Annotated in this window: 21 protein-coding genes and 1 pseudogene; 17 read left to right on the top strand and 5 right to left on the bottom strand. The window is 67.9% G+C overall.

The annotated features are described in order from the left end of the window. Positions 1-170 precede the first annotated feature (170 nt). The 8 genes from OIE74_RS34495 (at position 171) to OIE74_RS34460 (ending at position 5,344) form a co-directional block, all read left to right on the top strand. Entirely contained in the window at positions 171-404 is a 234-nt protein-coding gene (locus OIE74_RS34495) for a hypothetical protein (RefSeq protein ID WP_329390774.1), read from the top strand. Between the two features lie 68 nt (positions 405-472). Then, positions 473-937 (top strand): DUF6879 family protein, encoded by a 465-nt coding sequence (locus tag OIE74_RS34490; RefSeq protein WP_329390772.1) that lies wholly within the window; start codon positions 473-475, stop codon positions 935-937. Beyond that, positions 900-1,787, top strand: coding sequence for a helix-turn-helix domain-containing protein (locus OIE74_RS34485; RefSeq protein WP_329390770.1), 888 nt, complete (start codon positions 900-902; stop codon positions 1,785-1,787). Before OIE74_RS34490 ends, OIE74_RS34485 begins: the two co-directional genes overlap by 38 nt. 134 nt (positions 1,788-1,921) lie before the next feature. Beyond that, a complete protein-coding gene (locus OIE74_RS34480; protein WP_329390768.1) occupies positions 1,922-3,079 on the top strand; it encodes a radical SAM protein in 1,158 nt (385 codons plus the stop codon). After that, positions 3,072-3,398: a 3'-5' exonuclease gene (locus OIE74_RS34475; RefSeq protein ID WP_329390766.1), complete on the top strand. Its 327-nt coding sequence runs from the start codon at positions 3,072-3,074 to the stop codon at positions 3,396-3,398. Before OIE74_RS34480 ends, OIE74_RS34475 begins: the two co-directional genes overlap by 8 nt. A 277-nt stretch (positions 3,399-3,675) precedes the next feature. Continuing rightward, positions 3,676-4,281, top strand: a complete 606-nt coding sequence (gene tmk, locus OIE74_RS34470) for a dTMP kinase (RefSeq protein ID WP_329390764.1) — start codon at positions 3,676-3,678, stop codon at positions 4,279-4,281. Between the two features lie 140 nt (positions 4,282-4,421). Beyond that, positions 4,422-4,784 carry a hypothetical protein gene (locus tag OIE74_RS34465; RefSeq protein WP_329390763.1) on the top strand — a complete coding sequence of 121 codons (363 nt, stop codon included), beginning with the start codon at positions 4,422-4,424 and terminating at the stop codon, positions 4,782-4,784. Further along, positions 4,751-5,344: an ATP-binding protein gene (locus tag OIE74_RS34460; protein ID WP_329390761.1), complete on the top strand. Its 594-nt coding sequence runs from the start codon at positions 4,751-4,753 to the stop codon at positions 5,342-5,344. Before OIE74_RS34465 ends, OIE74_RS34460 begins: the two co-directional genes overlap by 34 nt. A gap of 58 nt (positions 5,345-5,402) precedes the next feature. Here OIE74_RS34460 and OIE74_RS34455 read toward each other — a convergent pair whose 3' ends face one another. After that, positions 5,403-6,698: an ISAs1 family transposase gene (locus tag OIE74_RS34455; protein ID WP_329390759.1), complete on the bottom strand. Its 1,296-nt coding sequence runs from the start codon at positions 6,696-6,698 to the stop codon at positions 5,403-5,405. Between the two features lie 137 nt (positions 6,699-6,835). Beyond that, positions 6,836-7,816 carry a helix-turn-helix transcriptional regulator gene (locus OIE74_RS34450; protein WP_329390757.1) on the bottom strand — a complete coding sequence of 327 codons (981 nt, stop codon included), beginning with the start codon at positions 7,814-7,816 and terminating at the stop codon, positions 6,836-6,838. Between the two features lie 43 nt (positions 7,817-7,859). Here OIE74_RS34450 and OIE74_RS34445 point away from each other — a divergent pair, with 43 nt between their 5' ends. The 5 genes from OIE74_RS34445 to OIE74_RS34425 all read left to right on the top strand — a co-directional run bounded on the left by OIE74_RS34445 (position 7,860) and on the right by OIE74_RS34425 (position 14,413). Then, a complete protein-coding gene (locus OIE74_RS34445; protein WP_329390755.1) occupies positions 7,860-9,491 on the top strand; it encodes an FAD-dependent oxidoreductase in 1,632 nt (543 codons plus the stop codon). A 106-nt stretch (positions 9,492-9,597) separates the two neighbouring features. After that, the gene (locus OIE74_RS34440) at positions 9,598-10,926 is read left to right on the top strand and encodes an ABC transporter substrate-binding protein (protein ID WP_329390753.1); all 1,329 of its coding nucleotides are present in this window, start codon (positions 9,598-9,600) and stop codon (positions 10,924-10,926) included. Between the two features lie 73 nt (positions 10,927-10,999). Next, complete coding sequence (locus OIE74_RS34435) at positions 11,000-11,848, top strand: carbohydrate ABC transporter permease (RefSeq protein WP_329390751.1); 849 nt, start codon at positions 11,000-11,002, stop codon at positions 11,846-11,848. Between the two features lie 83 nt (positions 11,849-11,931). Beyond that, positions 11,932-12,732, top strand: a complete 801-nt coding sequence (locus OIE74_RS34430; RefSeq protein WP_329390749.1) for a carbohydrate ABC transporter permease — start codon at positions 11,932-11,934, stop codon at positions 12,730-12,732. Positions 12,733-13,255: 523 nt separating this feature from the next. Then, positions 13,256-14,413, top strand: coding sequence for an ROK family transcriptional regulator (locus OIE74_RS34425; protein ID WP_329390746.1), 1,158 nt, complete (start codon positions 13,256-13,258; stop codon positions 14,411-14,413). Positions 14,414-14,451: 38 nt separating this feature from the next. Here the strand turns inward: OIE74_RS34425 and OIE74_RS34420 are convergent, their stop codons facing one another. Next, positions 14,452-15,216 carry a GntR family transcriptional regulator gene (locus tag OIE74_RS34420; RefSeq protein ID WP_329390743.1) on the bottom strand — a complete coding sequence of 255 codons (765 nt, stop codon included), beginning with the start codon at positions 15,214-15,216 and terminating at the stop codon, positions 14,452-14,454. Positions 15,217-15,525: 309 nt separating this feature from the next. Between OIE74_RS34420 and OIE74_RS34415 the strand changes: the two are divergent. Then, positions 15,526-17,129: pseudogene (locus OIE74_RS34415) on the top strand (alkaline phosphatase D family protein). 208 nt (positions 17,130-17,337) lie between these two features. Next, the gene (locus tag OIE74_RS34410) at positions 17,338-18,729 is read left to right on the top strand and encodes a GNAT family N-acetyltransferase (RefSeq protein WP_329392537.1); all 1,392 of its coding nucleotides are present in this window, start codon (positions 17,338-17,340) and stop codon (positions 18,727-18,729) included. Here OIE74_RS34410 and OIE74_RS34405 read toward each other — a convergent pair. Beyond that, positions 18,647-19,906: a trans-sulfuration enzyme family protein gene (locus tag OIE74_RS34405; protein WP_329392536.1), complete on the bottom strand. Its 1,260-nt coding sequence runs from the start codon at positions 19,904-19,906 to the stop codon at positions 18,647-18,649. The two genes, OIE74_RS34410 and OIE74_RS34405, sit on opposite strands and share 83 nt — an antisense overlap. A 68-nt stretch (positions 19,907-19,974) precedes the next feature. On the opposite strand from OIE74_RS34405, the gene OIE74_RS34400 reads away from it, so the two are divergent. Then, positions 19,975-20,475 carry an Lrp/AsnC family transcriptional regulator gene (locus OIE74_RS34400; RefSeq protein WP_329390741.1) on the top strand — a complete coding sequence of 167 codons (501 nt, stop codon included), beginning with the start codon at positions 19,975-19,977 and terminating at the stop codon, positions 20,473-20,475. A 42-nt stretch (positions 20,476-20,517) separates the two neighbouring features. After that, positions 20,518-22,200 (top strand): DUF885 domain-containing protein, encoded by a 1,683-nt coding sequence (locus tag OIE74_RS34395; RefSeq protein ID WP_329390739.1) that lies wholly within the window; start codon positions 20,518-20,520, stop codon positions 22,198-22,200. A 42-nt stretch (positions 22,201-22,242) separates the two neighbouring features. Here the strand turns inward: OIE74_RS34395 and OIE74_RS34390 are convergent, their stop codons facing one another. Continuing rightward, complete coding sequence (locus tag OIE74_RS34390; protein WP_329390738.1) at positions 22,243-23,211, bottom strand: SDR family oxidoreductase; 969 nt, start codon at positions 23,209-23,211, stop codon at positions 22,243-22,245. Between the last annotated feature and the right edge of the window lie 17 nt (positions 23,212-23,228).

The raw sequence follows: 23,228 nt of genomic DNA, 5'->3' as shown, positions 1-23,228 counted from the left end.
GCCCGATCACCCCTCTTGATCCCTTGACGCCCCGGGGGAAGATCTACGCGGAGCTAGTCTCACCCCTGGCTGACGGTTGGGCGTGCACCCGTCGCCCCCTTGACCGCCCCTCGGGACGGTCGGCACGATGGCACCGAGAAAGTTTCTCGCCCATTCGAGCAAGGAGAGCCATGCGCGCTCAGTTTCTCGGCAAGGGCCCGGAATCACAGGTAGGCCAGTCGCCGACGCTGTTCGCGACCGACCGCACCGACCGTAAGACCTACATCGCCCAAGGTTGGGTCGTGACCGACCCCCAGGCGCTCGCCGACGTCGGCCCGGTCCCCGAGGGTGAAGCGATCATCGAGATCCCCGAGGATGTCCTGAAGTTCTACGCCCGTCGGTACCAGGAGGAGGAAGGGCACTGAGCCGCATCATCGGCGACGAGTTCGGCGAACTGTTCCGCACCTTCAAGCACACAGCGTTTCGTTTGGAAGTGCGGGACCGCTACGACTCCTCGTACGAGAATGAATCGTTGGGCAAGTTCCTACGCGGAGAGCCCGACGATCTGCCATGGATGCAGGACTGGCTGACCATGATTCGCCAAGCAACGGATAACGGTCTGCGTTTCTCGCGAGTACGGGTCGTCAGCCTGCCCCTGACCGACTACAGCCGCTTTGGCATCTGGTGCGCCCAATTCACCAACGGCGCGGGCGAGGATATTCGGTATCTCACCCGCGATGAAGCCAAAGCCAAGGAACTGCCCAGTCACGATTACTGGTTGTTCGACAGCAGTAAGCTGGTGCGGATGCACTTCGATGATGCCGACCGTTTCCTTGGCGGCGAGCTGATCGAAGATCCGGCCGTGATCGTGGAGCACAACTACTGGCGTGACGCCGCCTGGCACCACGCCAGACGACGGGATGACTTTGCCACCGAACAACAGCAGCAGCGCGACTAACGTCCAAGAGGCACGTAGCGCGCTGGGCAAGCGACTCCGTGAACTGCGGCAACAAGCCGGCCTGACCGGCAAGCAGCTCGCGGAGTCGCTGGCATGGCCGCCATCGAAGGTCTCGAAGCTTGAGAACGGTCGGCAGACGCCGACCGACGACGACATCCACGGGTGGACGCGGGTCACGGACACTGCGGATGAAGCCGAGGCCCTGCTTGCCTCGCTGCACACCCTTGAATTCCAGCACGCCGAATGGCAGCGGCAGTTCAAAACAGGGTTGAGCGCTCACCAAAACGAGATTGCCGATCTGGACGCGCGAACCAAGTTGTTCCGCGCCTTTGAAGCGACGGTTATCCCTGGACTGCTGCAAACACCCGAGTACGCGCGGGCCCGCTTCGCTCAAGGGATCGCCATGTTCAAGGCGCCCAACGACATCAACGAAGCCGTCCGAGCACGGGCACAGCGCCAAGAGATTCTGTATCGGGCGGACAAGCGATTCCACTTGGTTCTTACCGAAGCAGCGCTGCGCTTCCGCCTCGCCTCACCAGAGATCACGCTTGGGCAGTTGGATCGACTGGTTTCTCTGTCTGCGCTGCCGAACGTAAAGCTCGGAATCATCGGGTTCGAGACGCACTACGTGGTGGCCCCGTGGCATGGCTTCTGGATACTCGACAACGACCGCGTCATGGTTGAGACCTACTCGGCAGAGCTGAACCTTGCCCAGCCCGGGGAGGTCGAGCTGTACGGCCAGGTCTTCGAGCAGCTTGCCGCCGTCGCCAGCTACGGCAGGGCGGCGCGGGCGATCATCACCCGCGCCATTGACGATCTTGTGCCGGACTCCCCCGAAGATGGCTCCTGATTTCTGCGCCCTTCACCCGTTGGTGGAGTTTCGAGAAATCCCAAGAAACTTTCTATACGTGCACCACTGCGGCCCCTACGCTCCCCGAAGGACGGCGAACCGCGTCCATCCTTCTGGGACTTGGGGAGAGCCAGGTGACCATCACTGTTCCGCTATTGAGCCGAGAACAGATCAACCGACTGCCGGAGCGTGCCCGGGAAGTCGTCGAGTACCGCAAGAGCGGCCTCAGCCTGAACCACATCCAGGGGTGTCCGCTGGACTGCGCCTACTGCATCCGTCACACCTACGGACTGTGGGATCAGCGACAGCCACGCGCCCTCATGAGCGACGCCGAGGCCGTCGAAGAACTGGTCAATCACCGGTACTTCCAGCCGCACGTGACGCCGGTTCAGGTGTTCAACCGGGCCACTGACCCGTTCCTGCCCAACGTCCGGCCGCACACCTTCGCCGTACTGGAAGACCTCGACAAGCGTGAGCTGCGTAACCACCTGTTGGTTATCACCAGGCACGCAATGAAGGCCGACGACGTCCAGCAGCTCAACCAACTCCGGCACATCAAGGTGACGTTGCTGTTCACGTACTCAGGGATCGACAACAAAGACATCGAACCGTACCCGTCCAGCATGGCCGCCGAGTCGCTCAAGCTCATGAGTGAACCGCTCGACCGCAGCTATCGAACGGTTCTGTACTGGCGACCGCTGGTGCCAGGTCTCAACGACTCCCCCGCACACCTTGACCGGGCGTACGAGCTGAGTCATCACGCCGACGCCACGGTCTTCACCGGCCTGTTCTATCGGGGCCAGATCGCCGACTACTACAAGGCGAACAACCTCCCGGAGCCGTACGACGAAACCGCCCGCCGCAAGATCGTGCCGGAGACCCTGGAAAAGCGCGTCCTCTCAACGTTCGCCGGCTGCGAGTCGTTGTTCCGCAAGACCTCCTGCGCCGTGTCGTTCGCCCATGGCGAGGCCGACTACAACGGCCACTACGGCATCCGTGAACTGTGCGACATCTGCCCGCTCGCGCAGCTCGACCTCTGCAAGAGCGCGCACCACGTACCCAGTGCCGAGCGGATACGGAAAGTCGGCAGCACTCTGTCAGAGGCGAGTGGTCTGGTGGTCGTGGACATCACGGGGCGGGCAGCCGTCGTCGCCGGACTCGCCGAGGAACAACCGCGCTACTACCTGCAACATGCGCTCGGGTTCCAGGTACACGACGTGCGCCACCCGCACCGCGACCGTCGCCATGGTCGGGCGGAAATCGGATGGAAGGAACCGGAGCAAAATGACTGACTGGACGAACCTGGACTACGTCGTGGTGGACGTGGAGGGCAACGGACAGCAGCCGCCGGACCTGGTGGAGTTGGCCGCCGTGCCGATCGTCGGGGGTGTCATCGGGGAACCGGTGAGCTGGTTGGTTCGACCGGAACAGCCGATCACCTCCATGGCCCGACGGATTCACGGCATCACCAACGAGGCCGTTGCCGATGCGCCGGTGTTCGAGGACATCAAGGTTGACGTACTGCTGGCCTTGTCGCACCCGGCGCTGGTCGCCCACAACGCACACGTTGATGTTGCTGTTCTTCAGCGGAAGCTCGTGGGGTGGGAGTGACCGGAAGTCTTCGACACGCTCAAGCTGTCGCGCCGCTTCGTGCCCGACCAGATGAGCCACCGGCTTGGATCGTTGGTCGAGGCGTTCAAGCTTGCCGAGGGCCTGTCCTCGGAACTGAGGCCCCACCGCGCCACGTACGACGCTGTGGTCACGGCGCGGCTGTTCCAGATGCTCGCCACCACCAACAGCGTTCCGCGGTCACTGGATGAACTACGCGACCAGCCGTCAGGGGGTGGGGGGGATGAAGCTGCGACCCTTTTCTAGCCATGAGCGAGGCATGTTCGTCACGGTCGACGGTCCCAGCGGGGCCGGGAAGTCCACGATCGTTCACCACCTGGCGCAGATGCTCGTCGCCGAGGGCGAACACGTCCACGTCACGGCTGAACCGTCGAAGGGGGCGATAGGCGATCTCTGCCGCCAGTTGACGGAGACGGTCACCGGTCACGCCCTCGCTTGCTTGTACGCCGCCGACCGATACCACCACGTCGAGACGGAAGTACGACCACACCTCGAAGACGGCCGAACGGTCATCAGCGATCGGTACATTCCTTCGGGTCTGGTGATGCAGCGCTTCGACGGTGTTGATCCGTCGTTCCTCTGGCAACTCAACGCCGAAGCTGATCGGCCCGACCTCGCGGTGATCCTCGAAGCCGACCCCGAGGTCATCTCTGAGCGGCTGACAGAGCGCGGACCGCATAACCGCTTCCAGCTCGCGCCGGGCAGCTCTCATGCAGAAGTGCACTTCTACCGGCAGGCGACCGAGCGCTTGATCCAGGCCGGTTTCGACGTGCTGCGGGTGGACTGCAACCAGCAGCCACCCGAGAAGGTGGCAAGCGTCATCCGGGATCGGCTGACGACCTTCTTCGCAGCACCTCGTCAGTGACGCGCCTGTGATCGAGGTCGCGCGCACTTCCCACTGAAACACCACCGGGTGACTCAGCAACCCACGAATCGGCAGGGCTGGCGACGTTGGCTCAGCGTCCGTCGCCAGCCCTGCACCCCGTTCCTGCGGAGCGCAGAGCGATGAAGCCTCCGATCTACGGCTACGTTCGGGCACTTCCTGACCTGGATGACCAAGCCGTCAGCCACCTACACGATGAACTGGCCCACTTCGCCGTTGCGGCGGGGTTCACGCTGGCCGGGGTCTTTGTCGAACGCCGATGGCTCCACCTGGCTGCCTGGGATGCGTTAGTCGACCACTGCAATCAGCAAGAGGTGCGAAACGTGGTCGTCCCCGCTTCCAAGCACCTGCACACGTTGCCCGCCCTGTCCTTCGTGATGCAGAGCGTCATCGAGGACGTCATAGGGGGCTGCGTCTGGTTCGTCCATCCCGACACAGCCGAGGAGCTGTCGTGTCCGTCCAGGTCGAGGAGCACCGCCCCGTGAACGTACCCCGTCAACCGAACCAGCTCTTCACCACCAGCATCCGCCTTGCTGCCGTGTCCTCAGCCGTACCATGCTCGCGGATGTTCGTGCGGGACATCCTCGATCGCTGGAAGCTCGGCGACTACATCGAGGTTGCCGAACTGGTGGTGAGCGAGCTTGTCGCCAACGCCGTGAAGATGACCGGCATCACGGACCCAGAACCGAAGTCGTGGGACATAAAGGCAGAGCACGTCATCGGGGTGCAGCTCCGCACCACGAACGGCAGCCTGTTTGTCGAGGTGTGGGACAGAAGCATGGACGCCCCCGTGTCGAAGAACCCCGACAACAACACCGAGGGCGGCCGTGGCCTGATGCTCATTGGGGCGATGGTGAAGCAGTGGGACGTGCACCGGCCGCAGTCAGGTGGCAAAGACGTCTGGGCTGAACTGGAACTGGGCAAGCCTGCCGAACCTCCGCCACCGCACCATTCACCCCTGACGGTGCGTGTACCGGGGATGACCACGGCGCCCCGCGGAGCGATGGAGAAGACGGCGCATTGGGTCGCCTGCTACGTTCCTTGACACTTGTTCGCGGGTGGGCGGTCAGGGCCCCGGCGTTTGCCCGGGTCGTCTGGTTTGATCATGTGATGCCGTAGAGGCTGAGGACGAGGGGGCGTTCGGTGTGGGCCCGGCGGCTGGCGGCGGTGTTGACGTACCCGGCAAGCTTGAGCACACCGCGTATCAGGTCGCGGACGGCGGCGAGGACTGAGGGCGTGTTGTGGGTCCTGACCTGGGACTTGTCCTCGTTGAAGGTCACATCCCGACACCAGTGGACGGTGTTCTCCACCGTCCAGTGCCCGCGAGCCCATGAAGCGATCTCGGCGGTACTCGCCTCCTCGGCGGGCAGGTCGGTGATGGCGTAGACGGTCTCGCTGGACCACTTCTTCGCGCCGTAGAGACGGCGTCTGCGCTGGATGCGCAGGACCTGGGCCGCGTGGGGGAGGAGCAGGCCGTTGACGGTGACGACCTGGACAAGACGCTGTTCATGGCGGCCGTGGCCGCGGGCGTCGTCTCGGTGGATGACGGGGATCTCCTTCCAGGGCAGGGCGTGGAGTTGACGGGCTTGGTCGCGCTGGTTGTTCTTGATGGTCAGCAGGTAGTGGGCGCCGCGTTCGTACAGGTAGGTGGCGTGGTCGCGTTGGGCGTGGAGGGCGTCGGCGGTGACGACGGCCCCCTTGAGATCGGCGTCGTCGAGCTGGTCGAGCAGGGGTTGGAACTCCGGTATTTCGTTGGTCTTCGCGCCGATCTCGCGGGAGGCGAGGGTGATGCCGTCGCCGTGCCGGACGGCGGAGAGCACGAAGACCTGGCTGCCGTCCGGGCGCTTCGCACTGCGCAGGCACTTGCCGTCCACCGCGATGGCCCGGCGCCGGGAGCGCACCGGTTCGGCGTGGGCGGCCGCCCGGTGGGCGCGGCGCTGTTCGCGTTCGATGCCGCCGTCGGGCATGAGCGGCTCGGGAGAGTGGGACACCGTGGACAGCAGGGGCCGCAGGTGGTCGTAGCCGGCCGCGCCGACCTCACCGGGATCGAGCCGCCCCAGAACGGTGCGCAAGGTCTTCTCGCTCGGGATCCGGTAGCGGCCGAGCAACGGATGGTAGGGCAGACCGAAGGCGGCCAGTTCCTCGGGGGCGGCGCCTCTGCACCACTCCGCCGCCGCGGTGATGGAGTCATGGCCTGCCCGGGTCATCGCACAGACCACCAGGGCCAGCAGCGAGGAGACCCGGTAGCGCACCCCGCACGCCCCGCGAGGATCGGTGACCGACTCGAACTCGGCAACCGGGCCGCGGACTTGGCCTCGCGCGGCATCCGAGCCGAGGGCCTCCAGGCGGGGCGCCGGAGAGACGGGAACGACGGCAGGGGATGATGGAGGAACGAACACGGCACCTTCGTGGATCTTGCAGCGTAGAGAACTCCATGATCCACAGGTGCCGTGTTCATCTGCTTCCGGGGCCCGCCAGCATGATCAACCGGCCCAGGCCGGGGCGATCCGGGCAAACGCCGGGGCCCGGTCGTCACCTACGGAGTCGGCCACTCGCTGCGCGGGCGGGCCGCTGGTCCACTCTCCGGATGGCTGGAGGCGTCGGCCACCCCTTCCTCCTCGCCGGGAGTGTTCCGCTCCCCGCGCTCCTTGGATCGAGCAGCGGCCTGGGACGGTCGATAGTTGTCGCCGGCGTCCGTTGGGTGCTGGGACCAGTTGCACGCGCGCAGCGCCGTCGGTGACAGGCCGGTGGCCTCCTTGACCTTGCGCGCGAAATGGAAGCTCGTCTTGAAGCCCGAGCACGCCGCGATCGATCCGACCGGCAGCCCCGAACTGGTCAACAACTCGATGCCGTGAGTGACGCGTCGGTCCCACAGATAGCGCACGGGTGTGGTGTTCATGTGCTCACGGAACAAGCGCACCAGGTGCTCAGAGCTCACCCCCGCGGCCGCGGAAATGGCCGTTAGGTCGATGTCGCTCTGGACGTTGCGGTGGATGAACAGCCGGGCGTCCTCGATGGGCGCCGGCAGTGCGGCGGGCAGATTCTCGAACTCGGCGATGAAGCGCCACAGCAGTGCCGTAGCCAGCGCGTCGACCAGTGCGCCTTGGGCGGTGAGGCGGGTCTGTTCGGTGATCAATGCCTCGCGCGCCATGTACGTCAGGGCGGAGGACAACGGTCTGGCCGGGCGCACTGCCTCCAGCCATCGGTTCATTTGCGGGGTGAGCTCGTCAAGCTCACCGCGTACGAGCGTCTGGCGAGTCTCGGCGCCCTCGGCGAAGCCAATCACCTCGGTGTGGCCGGGCAGCAGGATGCACATCTGCCCTGCGGGGACGGCGTACGGGTGGCGGTCGTCCACGTGCACGACCATCGTTCCGGCATGGATCAGCATCAGCTGAACATTGCCCTGCACGCGGGGCCCGATTTGGGAGCCGGGGAGGTGGACGACGCTGCGGACCACAGAATTGACGATTCTCAGGCGTCGGGAGGCCGCATCAATTCCAGACACAGGCTTGCTCACTCTGGCCATGTTACCGGCGCATTTCCGGTGGTGAGATCTCGGCATGACCGAGATTGAGACACAACTTCTCGTGGTCGGCGGTGGCCTGGGCGGCTTCTCGGCCGCACTGGCCGCGGCACGACGTGGCGTGAGCGTTGTCCTGACCGAGCCGACCGACTGGCTTGGCGGCGTCCTGACGAGTCAGGGGGTCCCCCCGGACGAGCACGTGTGGATTGAGCGGTTCGGCTGCACAGCCACCTACCGTCAGTTCCGTGAAGACATCCGCTCCTACTACCGCCGGCACTACCCCCTAACCGAGGCGGCCCGCCGCACGGTGGCCTTCAATCCCGGCTCCGCCAAGGTCTCCGACCTCTGCCACGAGCCGCGCGTGTCCCTCGCCGTAATCGAGGCTCTCATCGCGCCGCACCGGGCATCCGGGCGCATCCGGGTACTGATGGAGCACGAGCCGGTGTCCGTGACGAACACGGATGACCCCGACACGCTGGAGTCGATAACTCTACGTAATCGTCGTACTGGTGATCTTACGACGGTGAGCGCTACCTGGTTCGTCGATGCAACAGAGACTGGCGACCTGCTGCCGCTGGCGGGCGTCGAGTACGTCACCGGCGCCGAGTCGCGGGACGTCACCGGTGAACCGCACGCCCCGGAACTGCCGGCCCCACTCAACATGCAGCCGATCTCGGTGTGTTTCGCCCTCGACCACGTCGAGGGCGGGGACTTCACGATCACGCGCCCCGACAGCTACGAACACTTCCTGACCTCCTCGGCGACGGACTCGCCGGACGGCCGGCTGTCGCTGACCGCACCCCATCCCAAGACGCTCGCGCCCTCGCACCACACGTTCTTCCCGAACCCCGTCGAGGACCACACGCTCATCCGTCCGGACTACGCGGACCAGCGGGTGGGGCGCATGGACCGCAACCTGTGGACTTTCCGCCGCATCGCGGCAGCCCAGAACTTTCTGCCTGATGCCTACGAGTCCGACATCACGCTGGTGAACTGGCCGCAGGTGGACTACTGGGACGGTCCCGTCTTCGATGTCCCCGCGGAGCAGGTCGAGTTCCACCTGAAGCGGGCCCGTGAGCTATCGCTGAGCCTGCTGTACTGGCTGCAGACCGCCGCTCCGCGTCCCGATGGCGGCAACGGCTGGCCGGGGCTGCGTCTGCGTGGTGATGTGCTGGGCGACAGCCCCGATGGGCTGGCCAAGGCACCGTACATCCGCGAATCGCGTCGCATCGTGGCCGAGCACACGATCGTCGAGCAGGAGATCTCCCTGGAGGTTCGCGGGAACCGCGGCGCCGTGCGGCACCGCGACAGCGTCGGGGTCGGCATGTACCGCATCGACCTGCATCCCTCCACCGGCGGCGACTCCTACATCGACATCGGCTGCTGCCCTTTCGAGCTGCCCCTGGGCGCGCTCATTCCCGTGCGGGTCACCAACCTCCTTGCCGGCGCGAAGAACATCGGCACCACCCACATCACCAACGGCGCCTACCGGATGCCCCTGGTGGAGTGGAACATCGGCGAGGTCGACGGCCACCTCATCGGCTTCTGCGCGGCCCGGGACGTCACCCCCTCCCAGGTCCGCGCCGACGACAAGCTGCTCGACGAGTTCCAGGCCGAGCTGGACGCCGTCGGCGTCGAGCGGCACTGGCCGAAGATCGTCGGTTACTGACGATCGCCACTGAAGCGCGTTGGCGCTGGGCCCGCATTCCGGCCTGCCGACCAGCAAAGGACCTCGTAACACCCCAACCACGCCGTACAAAGAAGTGAGGCGGACCATGCGTAACACCAAGACGGTCGTCGCCGCGACAACCGCCGTCCTCATAGCGGGAGCTCTCGGCGCCTGCTCAACCTCGAAAGGCGGGTCGACCAACGCCGCCGGAGAGATCGAGATCACCTGTGCGACCTGCCAGGAGTCCACCACCGATCCGTTCTTGCAGTTCAACTTCGAGGCGGCGCAGCGCTTCAACGAGGCCAACAAAGGCAAGTACCACGTCAAGACGCTGCAGAACGCGAACGCCGGCTCAGGGGACGCCAGACTGCAGTACTACCAGCGCCTCGCGCTGGCCAACGACCTGCCCGACGTCTTCCAGCTGAACAGCGCCGAGATCAAGTCGCTGTCGGGTACGGGAAAGCTGCACGACTTCGCGCCCGACCTCAAGGCCGACGCGAAGTGGGCCGCCTCGTTCCAGCCCCGCGCCTTCGACGCGTTGTCGGGCGGGGACGGACAACGGTGGGCCATTCCGCAGCAGCAGGATCCCATCGGGATCTTCTACAACAGGAAACTCCTGGCAAGGGTGGGCTACGACTCGTTCCCCACGACCTGGGACGACTTCGAGGCCATGGCCGCCAAGCTCAAGGACGCGGGCGTGACCCCGATCGCACTCGACGGGGACTGGGCGACCCTTTTGATGTGGTCCAACCTCATCGGCACGCAACCAGCAGGCGGTGACTTTCTTGCCTCTGAGATCGCCACCAGCAAGGACTGGTCGACCAACAAGGCCGCGGTCAAGGCCACCGAGCGCCTCCGCGGCTGGCAGGCCAAGGGCTATGTGAACGCCGACTCTTTCTCCGGCGACTTCCAGAACGCCGCCTCGAAGTACCTGGCAGGCAAAGCCGCGACCGTCCCCAACGGGCCATGGTTCGTCGAGACCAATCTGAAGTCGGCAAACGCCGCACCAGGGCTGTACGACAACACGGGGGCCGCCCCGTCCCCCGGATGGGACGCGGGACAAGGGCTGATCGTCGTCTCGGGCGCCGGCTGGGTGTCGGGTACGAGCGACCGGACCAAGCTCGAAGCGGTGGGCACGTTCGTGAAGTTCATGTCCTCCACCGACGAGGTCGTCAAGCAGGCCAAGGCGACGGGCTCCAACCCACCCGTCAAGGTGCCCGCCGCCGCCGTCGAGGCGGCAGGGCTCGAGCCGCTCAGCTCGCGCTTGGTCACCCAGATCCCCCGGGTTGCCCGGACCTTCCCCCACGCACGGGTCCACGCGCCCGGGGGCATCGACGCGGCGTGGAAGAACCTGTGGCCCGCCTACGTCAAGGGCAAGATCGATACGAAAACCTTCTTGTCACGCCTGGCCACCGACTCCGCGGCGGGGAGCTAGAGCTGTGAGAACCACGCACCAGGTTCGGTCGCGGGCGCCCAAGCCCGCGGCCGGGCCGCGTATCCCTACCGGCATGCGTGGCCACGTCGCCGTCTCGATGCTGCCCGCCCTTGTCTTGTTCGCCCTGTTCTTCCTGGTGCCGCTCGTCGTGCTGGCCGTTACGGCGTTCTCCCGCTGGGGCGGTGTCGACTTCGCGTTCACCGGACTGGACAACTACCGCCAACTGTTCTCCGACCCGGTGTTCTGGAAAGCCGCGGGCAATACGCTCTTCTACTGCGGCGCGTCCATGGTCATCCAGGTACCACTTGGCGTGGCAGTCGGTATGACCCTCGCCATGAAAGTGCCGGGCTGGAAGCTCTTCCGCACGATCATCTTCATCCCGTTCGTCATCTCCGGGGCCGCGTACGCGCTGGTGTTCTCGATGTTCTACAACCCGTCCTACGGCCTGCTGAACAACCTGCTCGCCCCCGTCACAGGCGGCCAGCACGACTGGCTGTTCAACAGCGGTACCGCCCGGTGGGCTGTGGCCGGCACATTCGTGTTCATCATCGGGTTCGTGGTCGTGGTCGTCATGGCAGAGGTGGCCTCGATCCCCACCGAACTCCTCGAAGCCGCCGAAGCGGACGGTGCGAGCCTGATCCAGCGCCAACTGTTCATCGTCCTGCCGCTGCTGCGCAACATCATCGGCACTGTCATCCTCGTGCGGCTCCTGGTCGACATCGGCATGTTCGACCTGGTCTACATCCTGACTTCCGGCGGCCCGAACGACGCCACCACAACTCTCGCCCTTTACGCCTACCGTGCCTACGTGCACGGGCAGTGGGGCTACGCCAACGCCGTCGGCTCCGTGATCTTGATCCTGGGCGCCACGCTCATCGTCACGGTGCGGCGCGTCTTCCGGATTGGAGAGCGAGCCCTGTGACCCCCGTCCTGCCTGCCACGACGTCGCCCGCCGACGCCCGCCGACGCAGCGCGCGACGCACCCGTCCGCGCTCGTGGCTCCTGGTGCTCATCTACGGCTTCCTTACCGTGGTCACGCTGCTGTCGCTGCTGCCCACCGTGTGGGTGATGCTGTCCTCCTTCAAGACGAGCCAGCAGGTCTACTCGGGCAAGGGGTTCTTCCCCTCCCCCGCGACCTTCCAGGGCTACATCGACGCGTTCACAGAGATCCATCTGCACACCTACGTGCTCAACACGCTGCTGTACGCCTCCGGTGGCACAATCGGCGCCGTCACGGTGGCGTTTCTGGCCGCCTATCCGCTCGCCCGCTACGCGTTCCTCGGCAGGAACTTCCTCGTCGCCATGTTCGCCCTGGCCCTGGCCATCCCTTTGGTGGGGCTGGCGACGCCGGTGTTCTTCGTGGTGCGCGAGCTTGGCATGTTCGACTCCCGCATCGGGTTGGTCGTCTTCTACTCGGCGCTGGAGTTCCCGTTCTCCTTCATCGTGATGAGATCTTTCCTGCTGTCGTTGCCCCCGGAGATCGAAGAAGCCGCCCTCATGGACGGTGCCGGGTATTTCACCACCCTGCGGCGGGTCATCCTGCCGCTGTCGCGACCGGCCATCGCCACCGTGTGTGTCGTGGCGTTCGTGAAGATCTGGAACGAGTTCTTCTTCGCCAATCTGCTCACCGTCACTCAGTCCAATCACAACGTGCAGCTGGCCTTGGCCGGCTTCAAGTCGCAGTTCGGGTACAACGTCACCGGTGCCATGGCCGGGGCGACCATCATCATGATGGTCCCCATCGCACTCTTTCTCCTCCTGCAGCGCCAGGTGATCGCCGGCCTGACCGCAGGAGCCGTCAAATGAGGAGCACCCCGATCGCACCAGATCCCTGGCACCGAGCCCTACACTCCTGATGCTCATCGAAGCCCTGACGCAGCGGCGGGACGTCTACCGTCCGCGCCTTGGCGGAAAGGTCGTGTGGGCCGAGGCGTCCCTCGCCGAACCACCGAAGGCGCCGCCCCTCCCGCGTATGTCCATGCGTCCACCCGGCGAGACCAAACCGCCGGGTGGACGCATGGAGAGGGCGGCCACCACCGCACTCATGCAGCTCGTCCTTGATGGATTCCGCCGAGACGGCATCCGGCACGTGATCGTGCCGTCTCTCAAGCAGATCACAGAACACTCACCGTTGCGGCGCCAGCTGGTGCGAGCGATCATGTTGGATGCCGGAGCGCTGTTGTGCGAGGCGAGCGCCGAGGCGGGGCGCTTCCCGGCCAAGAAAGCAGCGTTACGGCACGCTCCGGATGCCATTACGTCGTTCGTTAGCCGCCCCGGCGACCACCGAGTACCATCCGGCAGACACGCGCACGAGCTGGGAGGACATACCGTGGGGCGGCTGACCGGCGGGGATCCCTCCTTGTTGCGGCGGATCAACTCCGCCGTGGTGCTGCACGCCCTGCGAGGGGCCGACTTTCCCACCTTCACCGATCTCACCCGGATCACCGGTCTGTCGCGGCCGACGGTGGAAGGTGTCGTCGAAGGGCTGATGGAACTCGGTCTGGTCGTGGAGTCGGCGCCGGGCGAGGGTGAGGCCCGCAGACAGGGCCGGCCGGCGCGCAGGTTCCGGTTCCGGGCCGAGGCCGGGCATCTGCTGGGCATAGAGATCGGGCCCCACCGGGTCGCCGCGCTGCTGTCGGGTCTCGACGGCCGGATCATCGGCGCCAGTTCGCGCGAGGCCACCGAGACAGCGTCGGCGGACGAGCGGCTTGACCGGGTGCGGGTCGTCGTCGCGGATGTGCTGCGCCGCGCGGGGGTGGCGCGCAGTTCGCTGCGGGCCGTCGGGGTCGGCTCCCCCGGGATCGTGGAGGCCGACGGGACGGTACGGCTCGGTACGGCGCTGCCGGAGTGGACGGGCCTGGCGCTCGGGGAGCGGCTTCGGCGTTCGTTCCGCTGTCCGGTGCTGGTGGAGAACGACGCCAACGCGGCGGCCGTGGCCGAGCACTGGAAGGGCGCGGCCACCGAGTCGGACGACATCGTGTTCGTCCTGGCGGGTCTCAGCCCGGGGGCCGGCTCGCTGATCGGCGGCCGGCTGCACCGCGGCTTCGGTGGCGCGGCCGGTGAGATCGGGGCGCTGCATCTGCTGGGCCGTGAGGTGACGCCGGAGAAGCTGCTGTCGACGACCGACGAGCCGCTGCATCCGCTCGACGAGCGGGCGGTGGCCCGTGTGTTCGCCCTGGCGAAGCAGGGGGACACCGGGGCGGAGCAGGCGATGGAGCGGTTCATCCAGCGGCTGGTGCACGACGTGGCCGCGCTGGTCCTGGCGCTCGACCCCGAGTTGGTGGTCATCGGCGGCTGGGCGGCCGGTCTCGACGGCGTACTCGACCCGCTGCGCGACGAGTTGTCCCGGTACTGTCTGCGTCCGCCGAAGGTGACCCTGTCGTTGCTCGGCGAGGCCGCTGTGGCAACGGGCGCGCTGCGCCTGGCACTTGACCACGCCGAGGAGGAACTCTTCGCCGTCGAGGGGACGGTGACGGCCCGCCGCTGAGACAGTCGACGGGCCGTGGGTGGTGAGGAGCGCCCGGGTCAGGAGGCCTTGCGCTCGTCGGTGTGGTGGCTTATCTCCACGTCGCCGGTGTCCCCGAAGGTGAGCCGGCAGGTGTCCGCGCGGTAGGTCGCGACCGAGACGGCGGCGGTACGGCCTCCGGCGAGATAGCGGGTGGTCACGACGAGGACGGGCGCGCCGGGCAGCCGGTCGAGTTCCTTGGCGTCGTCCACCCGGGCCGAGCCCAGTTCCACGGCACGGTCCTGGCCCTCCATGCCGAGCCGCTGAAGCTCACGCAGGACGCTGCGGGCGCGGGCGGGGCCCGAGGGGATGTCTATGGCGGGCAGTTCGGGCACCGACGCCGACGGCACGTACAGCAGCTCGGCCGCCACGGTCTGTCCGTGCGTCACGCGCGTCCTGCGGACCGTGTGGACCTCGTCCGCCGTGTCCGCCCCGAGCATCTTGGCCACGGCGGCGGGCGGTACGGCGGAGACCGAGTCGACGGGCTGCCACGCGTCCGGGTCGGTGCCCGGCCACTCCTGCTGGGTGGTCGACACGTCGACACCCATACGCGGCGGCGCGACGGTCGTGCCGACGCCGCGGCGGCGCTGCAACCGGCCTTCGAGTTCGAGCTGTTCGAGTGCTTGACGGAGCGTGGCGCGCGCGACGCCGAAGCGCGCGGCGAGGTCACGCTCGTTGGGCAGGACCTCCCCGACCGAGAAGTCGGTGTCAAGCGCCTCGCCCAGCACGGTCTTGAGGTGCCAGTACTTCGGTTCCGGCACTGTTTCCAGCTGCGTGGTCCCCACCGTGATCCTCCGCAATCGCCGTGTCCCCGGCGGCTTTTCCATGCACTTGTTTATTAAAGGTTCCTGCACTAACTCTCTGAGAGTAGGACGGCCGACCGCCTTGGTCAAGACCAATCCTGCGGGCATCGCTCGACAGAATCGCACTGTGCCACAGATCGTTCACGCAGAGTTCGCAGCTTTGGCGTGAAACGACAGCATCAGCAGGTGGGCGGGTTGTTCACCCGGGGTTCGCGTACCGGCCGTCGCCGGGCGCTACGTATGGCACGTCGCACCAGCAGACGCACCGATCCCGCCGCAGGAGGCACATCGATGACGAACAGCCCCCGGAATTCCGCCACGGACCGCCGCACCGTACTGCGCGGATCCCTCGGCGCCTCCGCCGCACTCGCCCTGCCGACGACCGCCGCGGCCGTGGCCGGGACCGTCGCGGGCGCCGCACCCGCCCAGGCCCTCTCCGGCCGGCCGAGCGCCGACTGGGGCGTCCAGGTGGGCGACGTCACCTCGTCCTCCGGTCTGGTGTGGGTCCGTTCCGACCGGCCGGCGCGGATGGTGGTGGAGACCTCGGCGACCGGTTCCTTCCGCAACGCCCGCACGTGGCACGGCCCGGTCATCGGCGCCGGCAGCGACTTCACGGGGACGACGCCGCTGCGCGGCTGCCCGCCGGTGAGCAGGTGCACTACCGGGTGACGCTCGCCGACCCCGACAACCCGCGGCGTACGGGCGAGCCGGTGTACGGCACGTTCCGTACGGCTCCGGCGCGGCGCCGGCAGGGTGTGCGCTTCCTGTGGTCGGGCGACATCGCCGGCCAGGGCTGGGGCATCAACCCGGACATCGGCGGCTACACCGCGTACGAGGACATGCGCCGCCTCGACCCGGACTTCTTCCTGTGCAGCGGTGACACCGTCTACGCGGACGGGCCGCTGGAGCCGTCGGTGACGCTGCCGGACTGGCGGATCTGGCGCAACGTCGTCACCGAGGAGAAGTCGAAGGTCGCCGAGACGCTGAACGAGTACCGGGGGCAGTTCCGTTACAACCTGCTCGACCGGAACGTCCGCCGGTTCAACGCCCAGGTGCCGACGATCGTGCAGTGGGACGACCACGAGGTGCGCAACAACTGGTACCCGGGCCAGATCCTGGACGACGTCCGCTATCAGGAGAAGGACGTCGACGTGCTGGCGGCGCGCTCGTTCCAGGCGTTCGGCGAGTACTTCCCCGTGAGCACGCTCCAGGCGCGCGGCGAGGACCGGCGGGTGCACCGGGTGGTGCGGTACGGGCCGCTGCTCGACGTGTTCGTACTGGACATGCGCTCGTTCCGGAACGCCAACTCCCCCGGCCGGCAGGCCGACGACACCACGGGCATTCTCGGCGCCGAGCAACTCGAATGGCTGAAGCGCGAGTTGTCGCGTTCGCGCGCGGTGTGGAAGGTGATCGCCGCCGACATGCCGATCGGTCTCGTCGTACCGGACGGCACGGCGAACATCGAGGCCGTCGCGCAGGGTGACCCGGGCGCGCCGCTGGGGCGTGAGCTCCAGATCGCCGATCTGCTGCGGTTCATCAAGCACCGCCGGATCACCGGCACGGTGTGGCTGACGGCGGACGTGCACTACACGTCGGCGCAGCACTACGAGCCGGAGAAGGCGGCCTTCAAGGACTTCGCGCCGTTCTGGGAGTTCGTGTCGGGCCCACTGGCCGCCGGTGGTTTCCAGGCGAACGCGCTGGACTCGACCTTCGGGCCGAACCGCGTCTTCGTACAGGCCCCGGACCGGGCGAACGTCTCGCCGATGGAGTCGTCGCAGTACTTCGGCGAGGTCGACATCGACGGCGGCAGCGGTGAGTTGACGGTGCGGCTGCGGGCCCAGGGGAACAAGGTGCTGTTCAGCAAGGTCCTGAAGCCGGGCCGGGTCGGCCAGTAGGGCCATCTGCGGCGGAAGCGCGGGTACCGAGAGGTGCCCGCGCGTCCGCGAGCAGGTAGCCTCACCGGTGTGGACAGGGGGACGGTCAACTCGCGCCATAAATCGGCCAAAAGTAGTTGATGAGGGAACAGAAGCATCTTTTACCCATCAGTCACAGTACGTTCGTGATCGCGCAACACCGTTGAGTCACAGTGAGTTCATGACCGATGTGACTCCATCGAAGAGTGCCCGCCGCCCCCACCACTGGCGCCGGGATCTCGTCGAGCTGGCCGCCCTGTTCACGGCGGTCGCGGTCGCCGACGCTGTCGCGAACATGATCGCGCACGGGCCGGACGGACCCATTCTGCTGGTCGCCTCGGCGATCGCCCTGGTCGGTACGGCCGGATTCCACACCTGGTGGTCGAGACGCCACGGCGAACACAACCAGCACAGCCACGTCGCACCGGCCGAGGCACCGTCGGCCGGCGCGTCACCGGCCGACGCCGACACCGCCACCACACTCTGGCGGATGCGCGCCACCGTACGCGACGCCCCCGGTTCACTGGCCGCGCTCTGCACGGTCCTCGCCCGCCGCCGGGTGGACATCCTGAACCTCCAGACCCACCCGCTGGCCACCGGCACCGTGGACGAGTTCCTGCTGCGCGCGCCCGCCTCGCTGGCCGCGCGCCGGCTCACCGACGAGATCTCCCGCGCAGGCGGCAGCGACATCTGGATCGAGCGCGCCGACGCGCACGATCTCGTCGACGCCCCCACCCGGGTCCTCGGCCTCGCCACCCGTACGGCCCTGGACGCCGCCGAACTGCCCCTCGCCCTGCGCCAGTTGCTGGGCCGCTGCACGATCCACTCACTTCCCGCCCTCTCCCCCACCGGCCGCCCGACCGGCGAGTACGCCCCCGTCGACGGCATTCTGGACGGCACCACGATGCGGATGCGCGACCCGAACGGCGGCGTGATCAGCGTCGAGCGCCACCACCTTCCGTTCACCCCCACCGAGTTCGCCAGGGCCCGCGCCCTGGTCGAGCTCGACGCACGCCTCGGCCCGCGCGTCCCGCGCGGCCGGGACGTCCTGACACTGCCCGCGGGCAACGCGATCACCGTGCGCCGCGCCGACCAGAGCGACGTCGACGCCGCGTCGGCGATGCACGGGCGCTGCTCGGAGCACACCCTGGGCCTGCGCTACCACGGTCCCGTCGACGACGCCGACCGCTATCTCGACCATCTGCTGAGCCCCCGCCACGGGCGGACGCTCAAGGTCCAGACGGCGTCCGGCCGCCTCGTCGCGCTCGGCCATCTGCTGTGGGACGGCGACGAGACCGAGGTCGCGCTGATCGTGGAGGACGCCTGGCAGCGGCGCGGTATCGGCTCCGAACTGCTCGGCCGGCTCGTCGCGCTCGCCGTCGAGACGGGCTCCACCAGCGTGTACGCCGTCACGCAGGCGTCCAACACCGGCATGGTCGCCGCCATGCGCGGACTCGGTCTGCCGCTCGACTACCAGATAGAGGGCGGCACGCTGGTCGTCACCGCCCGCCTGAAGGGGACGGACGAGGCACCGTACGGGACGACGGCTCAGGAGACCGCCCTGCGCGACCAGGCGCGCTGAGCGCCCCGGTCAGGTCCCGCCAGAGGTCCTCGACGTCCTCCAGGCCGACCGACATCCGCAGCAGGCGGTCGCTCACCCCGGCCGACCGCCGGTCTCCCTCCGCCACGATGCGGTGGCTGATGGAGGCCGGGTGCTGGATCAGTGAGTCCACGCTGCCCAGGCTCACCGCCGGGGTGATCAGCCGGACGCCCGCGATCACCTCGTGCGGGTCCCCGTACACCTCGAAGGAGACCATCGCGCCGCCGACGGCCGGGTAGTGCACACGGGCTATGCGCGGGTCGGTGGCGAGTCTGCGGGCCAGATCGGCGGCGGTGGCCGAGGCGGCCCGTACCCGTACGGGCAGGGTGGACAGACCGCGCAGCAGCAGATAGCCGGCCATCGGGTGCAGGACTCCGCCGGTCGCGAACCGCACCTGGCGCAGCCCCCGCGCGAACTCCTCGTCGCACGCCACCACACCGCCGAGGACATCGCCGTGGCCCCCGAGATACTTCGTCGCGCTGTGCAGCACGAGCCGTGCCCCGTGCTCGGCGGGGCGTTGCAGGACGGGCGTCGCGAACGTGTTGTCGACCAGCAGCGGAATCGAGCCGCAGTCGTGGGCGACGGCGGCGATGTCGACCTCCGCGAGAGTCGGGTTCGCGGGGGTCTCGACCATCACCAGACCGGTGTCCGGGCCGATCGCGTCGGCGATGCCCGCCGGGTCGGTCCAGGTGACCTCCGTACCGAGGAGCCCGGCGGTCAGCAGGTGGTCGCTGCATCCGTACAGAGGACGCACCGCGACGACATGGCGCAGCCCCCTGCCCGACCGTACGAGGAGGACGGCCGTCAGCGCCGCCATGCCGCTGGCGAAGGCCACCGCGCTCTCGGTGCCCTCCAGCCGTGCGAGCGCCGTCTCGAACCTGGCGGTCGTCGGGTTGTCCAGGCGCGCGTAGACGGGCGGTCCCTCGGGCCGGGCGCCGGTGGCGGCGAACTCGTCTATTCGCGCGGCCTCGTCACGGGTGTCGTACGAGGGGTAGGTCGTGGAGAGATCGATCGGCGCGGCGTGCACTCCGAGCCGTGCGAGGTCCTCGCGCCCGGCGTGCACGGCCTCGGTCGCGAGCGCGCGGGGAAGGGTCCGGGGGGACGTTCCAGCAAGGGGGACGGCTACGGGGTCGGCCGTGCCGTCGGCGTCCATATCCATGGGGTCCATGGACACACTCTGAACATCCGGCGGGAATCACCGGGAATTCTCCGTGCTACGTTCGCCGGATGAGCGAGTCGGTCGTACTTGACCCGGTCGATCTGCACATTCTTCGGCTGTTGCAGAACGACGCACGGACCACCTACCGGGAGATCGCCGCCGAGGTCGGAGTGGCCGCGTCGACCTGTCTGGACCGGGTGGCGCGGCTGCGGCGGTCGGGGGTGATCCTGGGGCACCAACTGCGCCTCGATCCGGCCAAACTCGGCCGTGGGCTCCAGGCGTTGCTGTCCGTGCAGGTCCGGCCGCACCGCCGTGAGCTGATCAAACCGTTCGTGGAACGGATACGCGGCCTGCCCGAGTCCCGCGCGCTCTTCCATCTGACGGGGCCCGACGACTATCTGGTCCATGTGGCGGTGGCGGACACCGCCGATCTCCAGCGGCTCGTGGTGGACGAATTCACCTCACGGCCCGAAGTGGCCCGTGTGGAGACGCGATTGGTCTTCCAGCAATGGGACTGTGGTCCCCTTATGCCCCCTTCATCAGCCAATCCACCGGCGACGCGGTCCTGAAGTGGGGTGACGCGCGGTCCTCGCTCGGAGAGGATGTGGCCCATGCCAGACACTTCCAGCAGCGCGCTGCCCCGCCAGGTCGCCGACGCCTATGTCGACGCACTCATCGAACTCGATCCGATCACCGGTACCTTCCTGGGCGTCGCGGCAAGTTCGAGCCGCCTTCCCGATTACTCACCGGCCGGAGCGCGGGCGCTCGCCGAACTCGCGCGCGAGACCCTCGCCGAACTCGACATCGCCACGAAGCTGCCCGGGGCCGACAGCGACCAGGAACGCCGCTGCGCCAGGCTGCTCCGGGAACGGCTGACCGCCGAACTCGCCGTCCACGACGCCGATGAGCAGCTGCGCGCCGTCAGCAACATCCACTCCCCGGCCCACCACATCCGCGACATCTTCACCGTGACGCCGACCGGGACGGAGGAGGACTGGGCGGCTGTGGCCCAGCGCCTGCGCGCCGTACCGGCCGCGCTGGACGGGTTCCGGGAGTCGCTGGCCCTCGGCCTGGAGCGGAAGCTGCTGGGCGGGCCCCGGCCGACCGCGACGTTCATCGGCCAGCTCACGGAGTGGGCGGGCGACGGCCGCGGCTGGTTCGAGGAGTTCGCGTCGGCCGGACCCGACTCGCTGCGTACGGAGCTGGACGCCGCGGCGGTCGCCGCCACCGGCGCCGTCGCCGAACTGCGCGACTGGATGCGCGATGTGTACGCACCCGCCGTCGAGTCCGCGCCCGACACCGTGGGCCGTGAGCGCTACGCCCGCTGGTCGCGGTATTTCAACGGCACGGACCTCGATCTCGACGAGGCGTACGCCTACGGCTGGTCCGAATACCACCGGCTGTACGCGGAGATGACCACCGAGGCAGCCAAGATCCTGCCCGGCGCGTCCCCCTGGGAGGCGCTGGCCCATCTCGACGAGCACGGGAAGCACATCGAGGGGGTGGAGGAGGTACGCGAGTGGCTCCAGTCCCTGATGGACGAGGCCATCGAGGCGCTGGACGGCACGCACTTCGAACTCGCCGACCGGGTACGGAAGGTGGAGTCCCGCATCGCCCCGCCCGGCGGTGCGGCGGCGCCGTACTACACCGGTCCCTCGGAGGACTTCTCCCGTCCCGGGACCACCTGGCTGCCGACGATGGGTGAGACGCGATTCCCGGTGTACGACCTGGTCTCGACCTGGTACCACGAGGGCGTCCCCGGCCATCACCTCCAGATCGCGCAGTGGACCCATGTCGCCGACCAGCTCTCCCGCTACCAGGCGTCCGTGGGCAGTGTCAGCGCGAACGCCGAGGGCTGGGCGCTGTACGCGGAGCGGCTGATGGACGAGCTGGGCTTCCTGCCGGACGCGGAGCGCAGGCTCGGCTATCTCGACGCGCAGATGATGCGTGCCTGCCGGGTCATCGTGGACATCGGCATGCATCTGGAGCTGGAGATCCCGGAGGACTCGCCGTTCCACCCGGGTGAGCGCTGGACGCCCGCTCTGGCGCAGGAGTTCTTCGGTATGCACAGCGGCAGGCCGGCGGAGTTCGTGGAGAGCGAGCTGACCCGCTATCTGTCGATGCCCGCCCAGGCGATCGGCTACAAGCTGGGTGAGCGGGCGTGGCTGCTGGGCCGCGCGAACGCGCGCGAGCGGCACGGCGACGCGTTCGACGCGAAGGCGTGGCACATGGCGGCGCTGTCGCAGGGGTCGCTGGGGCTGGACGATCTGGTGGACGAGCTGTCCAAGCTGTGAGCTGTGGCGCCCGGCGTCACGGCGCCGGGCGCCCGCCCGTACCTAAAGCCTGTCTTCCGGGAGCGGTCGTGGCAGATCCGCGGGGAGCGTTCGTGGCAGGTCCGCCGGGCGCTCCCGAGGCCACGGGCCACCGGGTACGGGCTTGAAGTGCTCGCCGCTCAGCAGGAAGCCGCCCTCCGAGTTGATGACCTGGCCCGTGATCCACGCCGCCTCGTCCGTGGCGAGCCAGGCGATCAGCCGTGCCGGGTCGTCGGGCATCCCCCACCGTCCGGCCGGGAACATCCCGGCGATCCGGTCGTACGCCTCGCCGGTGAGGTAATCCGTGTCCACGGGGCCGGGGTTGACCGTGTTGACCGTGATCCCGGCGTGGCCGAGCGAGGCGGCCAGGGTGTGGGTCGCCGAGGCGAGGGCCCCCTTGGACAGGCTGTAGGCGATCTCCCCCGGCATGCCGCCCCGCAGGTTCTGCCCGGAGGTCATCATCACGACGCGGCTGCCGTGCCGGATCCGTACCGGATGGGCGACGCGCGCCTTGGCGTACTCCTGGACCAGCTGGATGACCGAACGGGTGTTGGTCGCCCAGTGGGCGTCGAGCATGTCCGCGTCGATCTCCCAGAGGGTGCCGTCCGAGCCGCTGCGGGCGTGGTTGGCCACCAGGATGTCGACCACTCCGCCGAGCGCCTCACGGGCCGTCCTGAAGACCTTCGCGGGACCCTCGGGGTCGGACAGGTCACCGGGCCCGTGCTCCACGACGGCGCCCGGATACCCGAGGGCTTCGCGCACCCCGGCGGCAACACCTTCGGGACCGTCCGGGTCCGCTCCCCAGGGCTTCGTCTCGTCGTGCGGCACATGGTGGTGGAGGTAGACGCTCGCGCCGTACGCGGCGAGCCGCCGGGCGACGGCGTACCCGATGCCGGAGCGCCGGCTGGCGCCGGTGACGAGGGCGGTACGGCCCCGCAGGGGCATGTGCTCACGGCGGAGGGATTCGGCGGCGGGGTGGGGAAGTTGAGGCATGGTCACCCATCATGGTC

Origin of the sequence: Streptomyces sp. NBC_01716 (genome assembly GCF_036248275.1) — a bacterium.
Lineage (GTDB): Bacteria > Actinomycetota > Actinomycetes > Streptomycetales > Streptomycetaceae > Streptomyces.
This window is presented reverse-complemented; position numbering and strand designations above follow the sequence as displayed.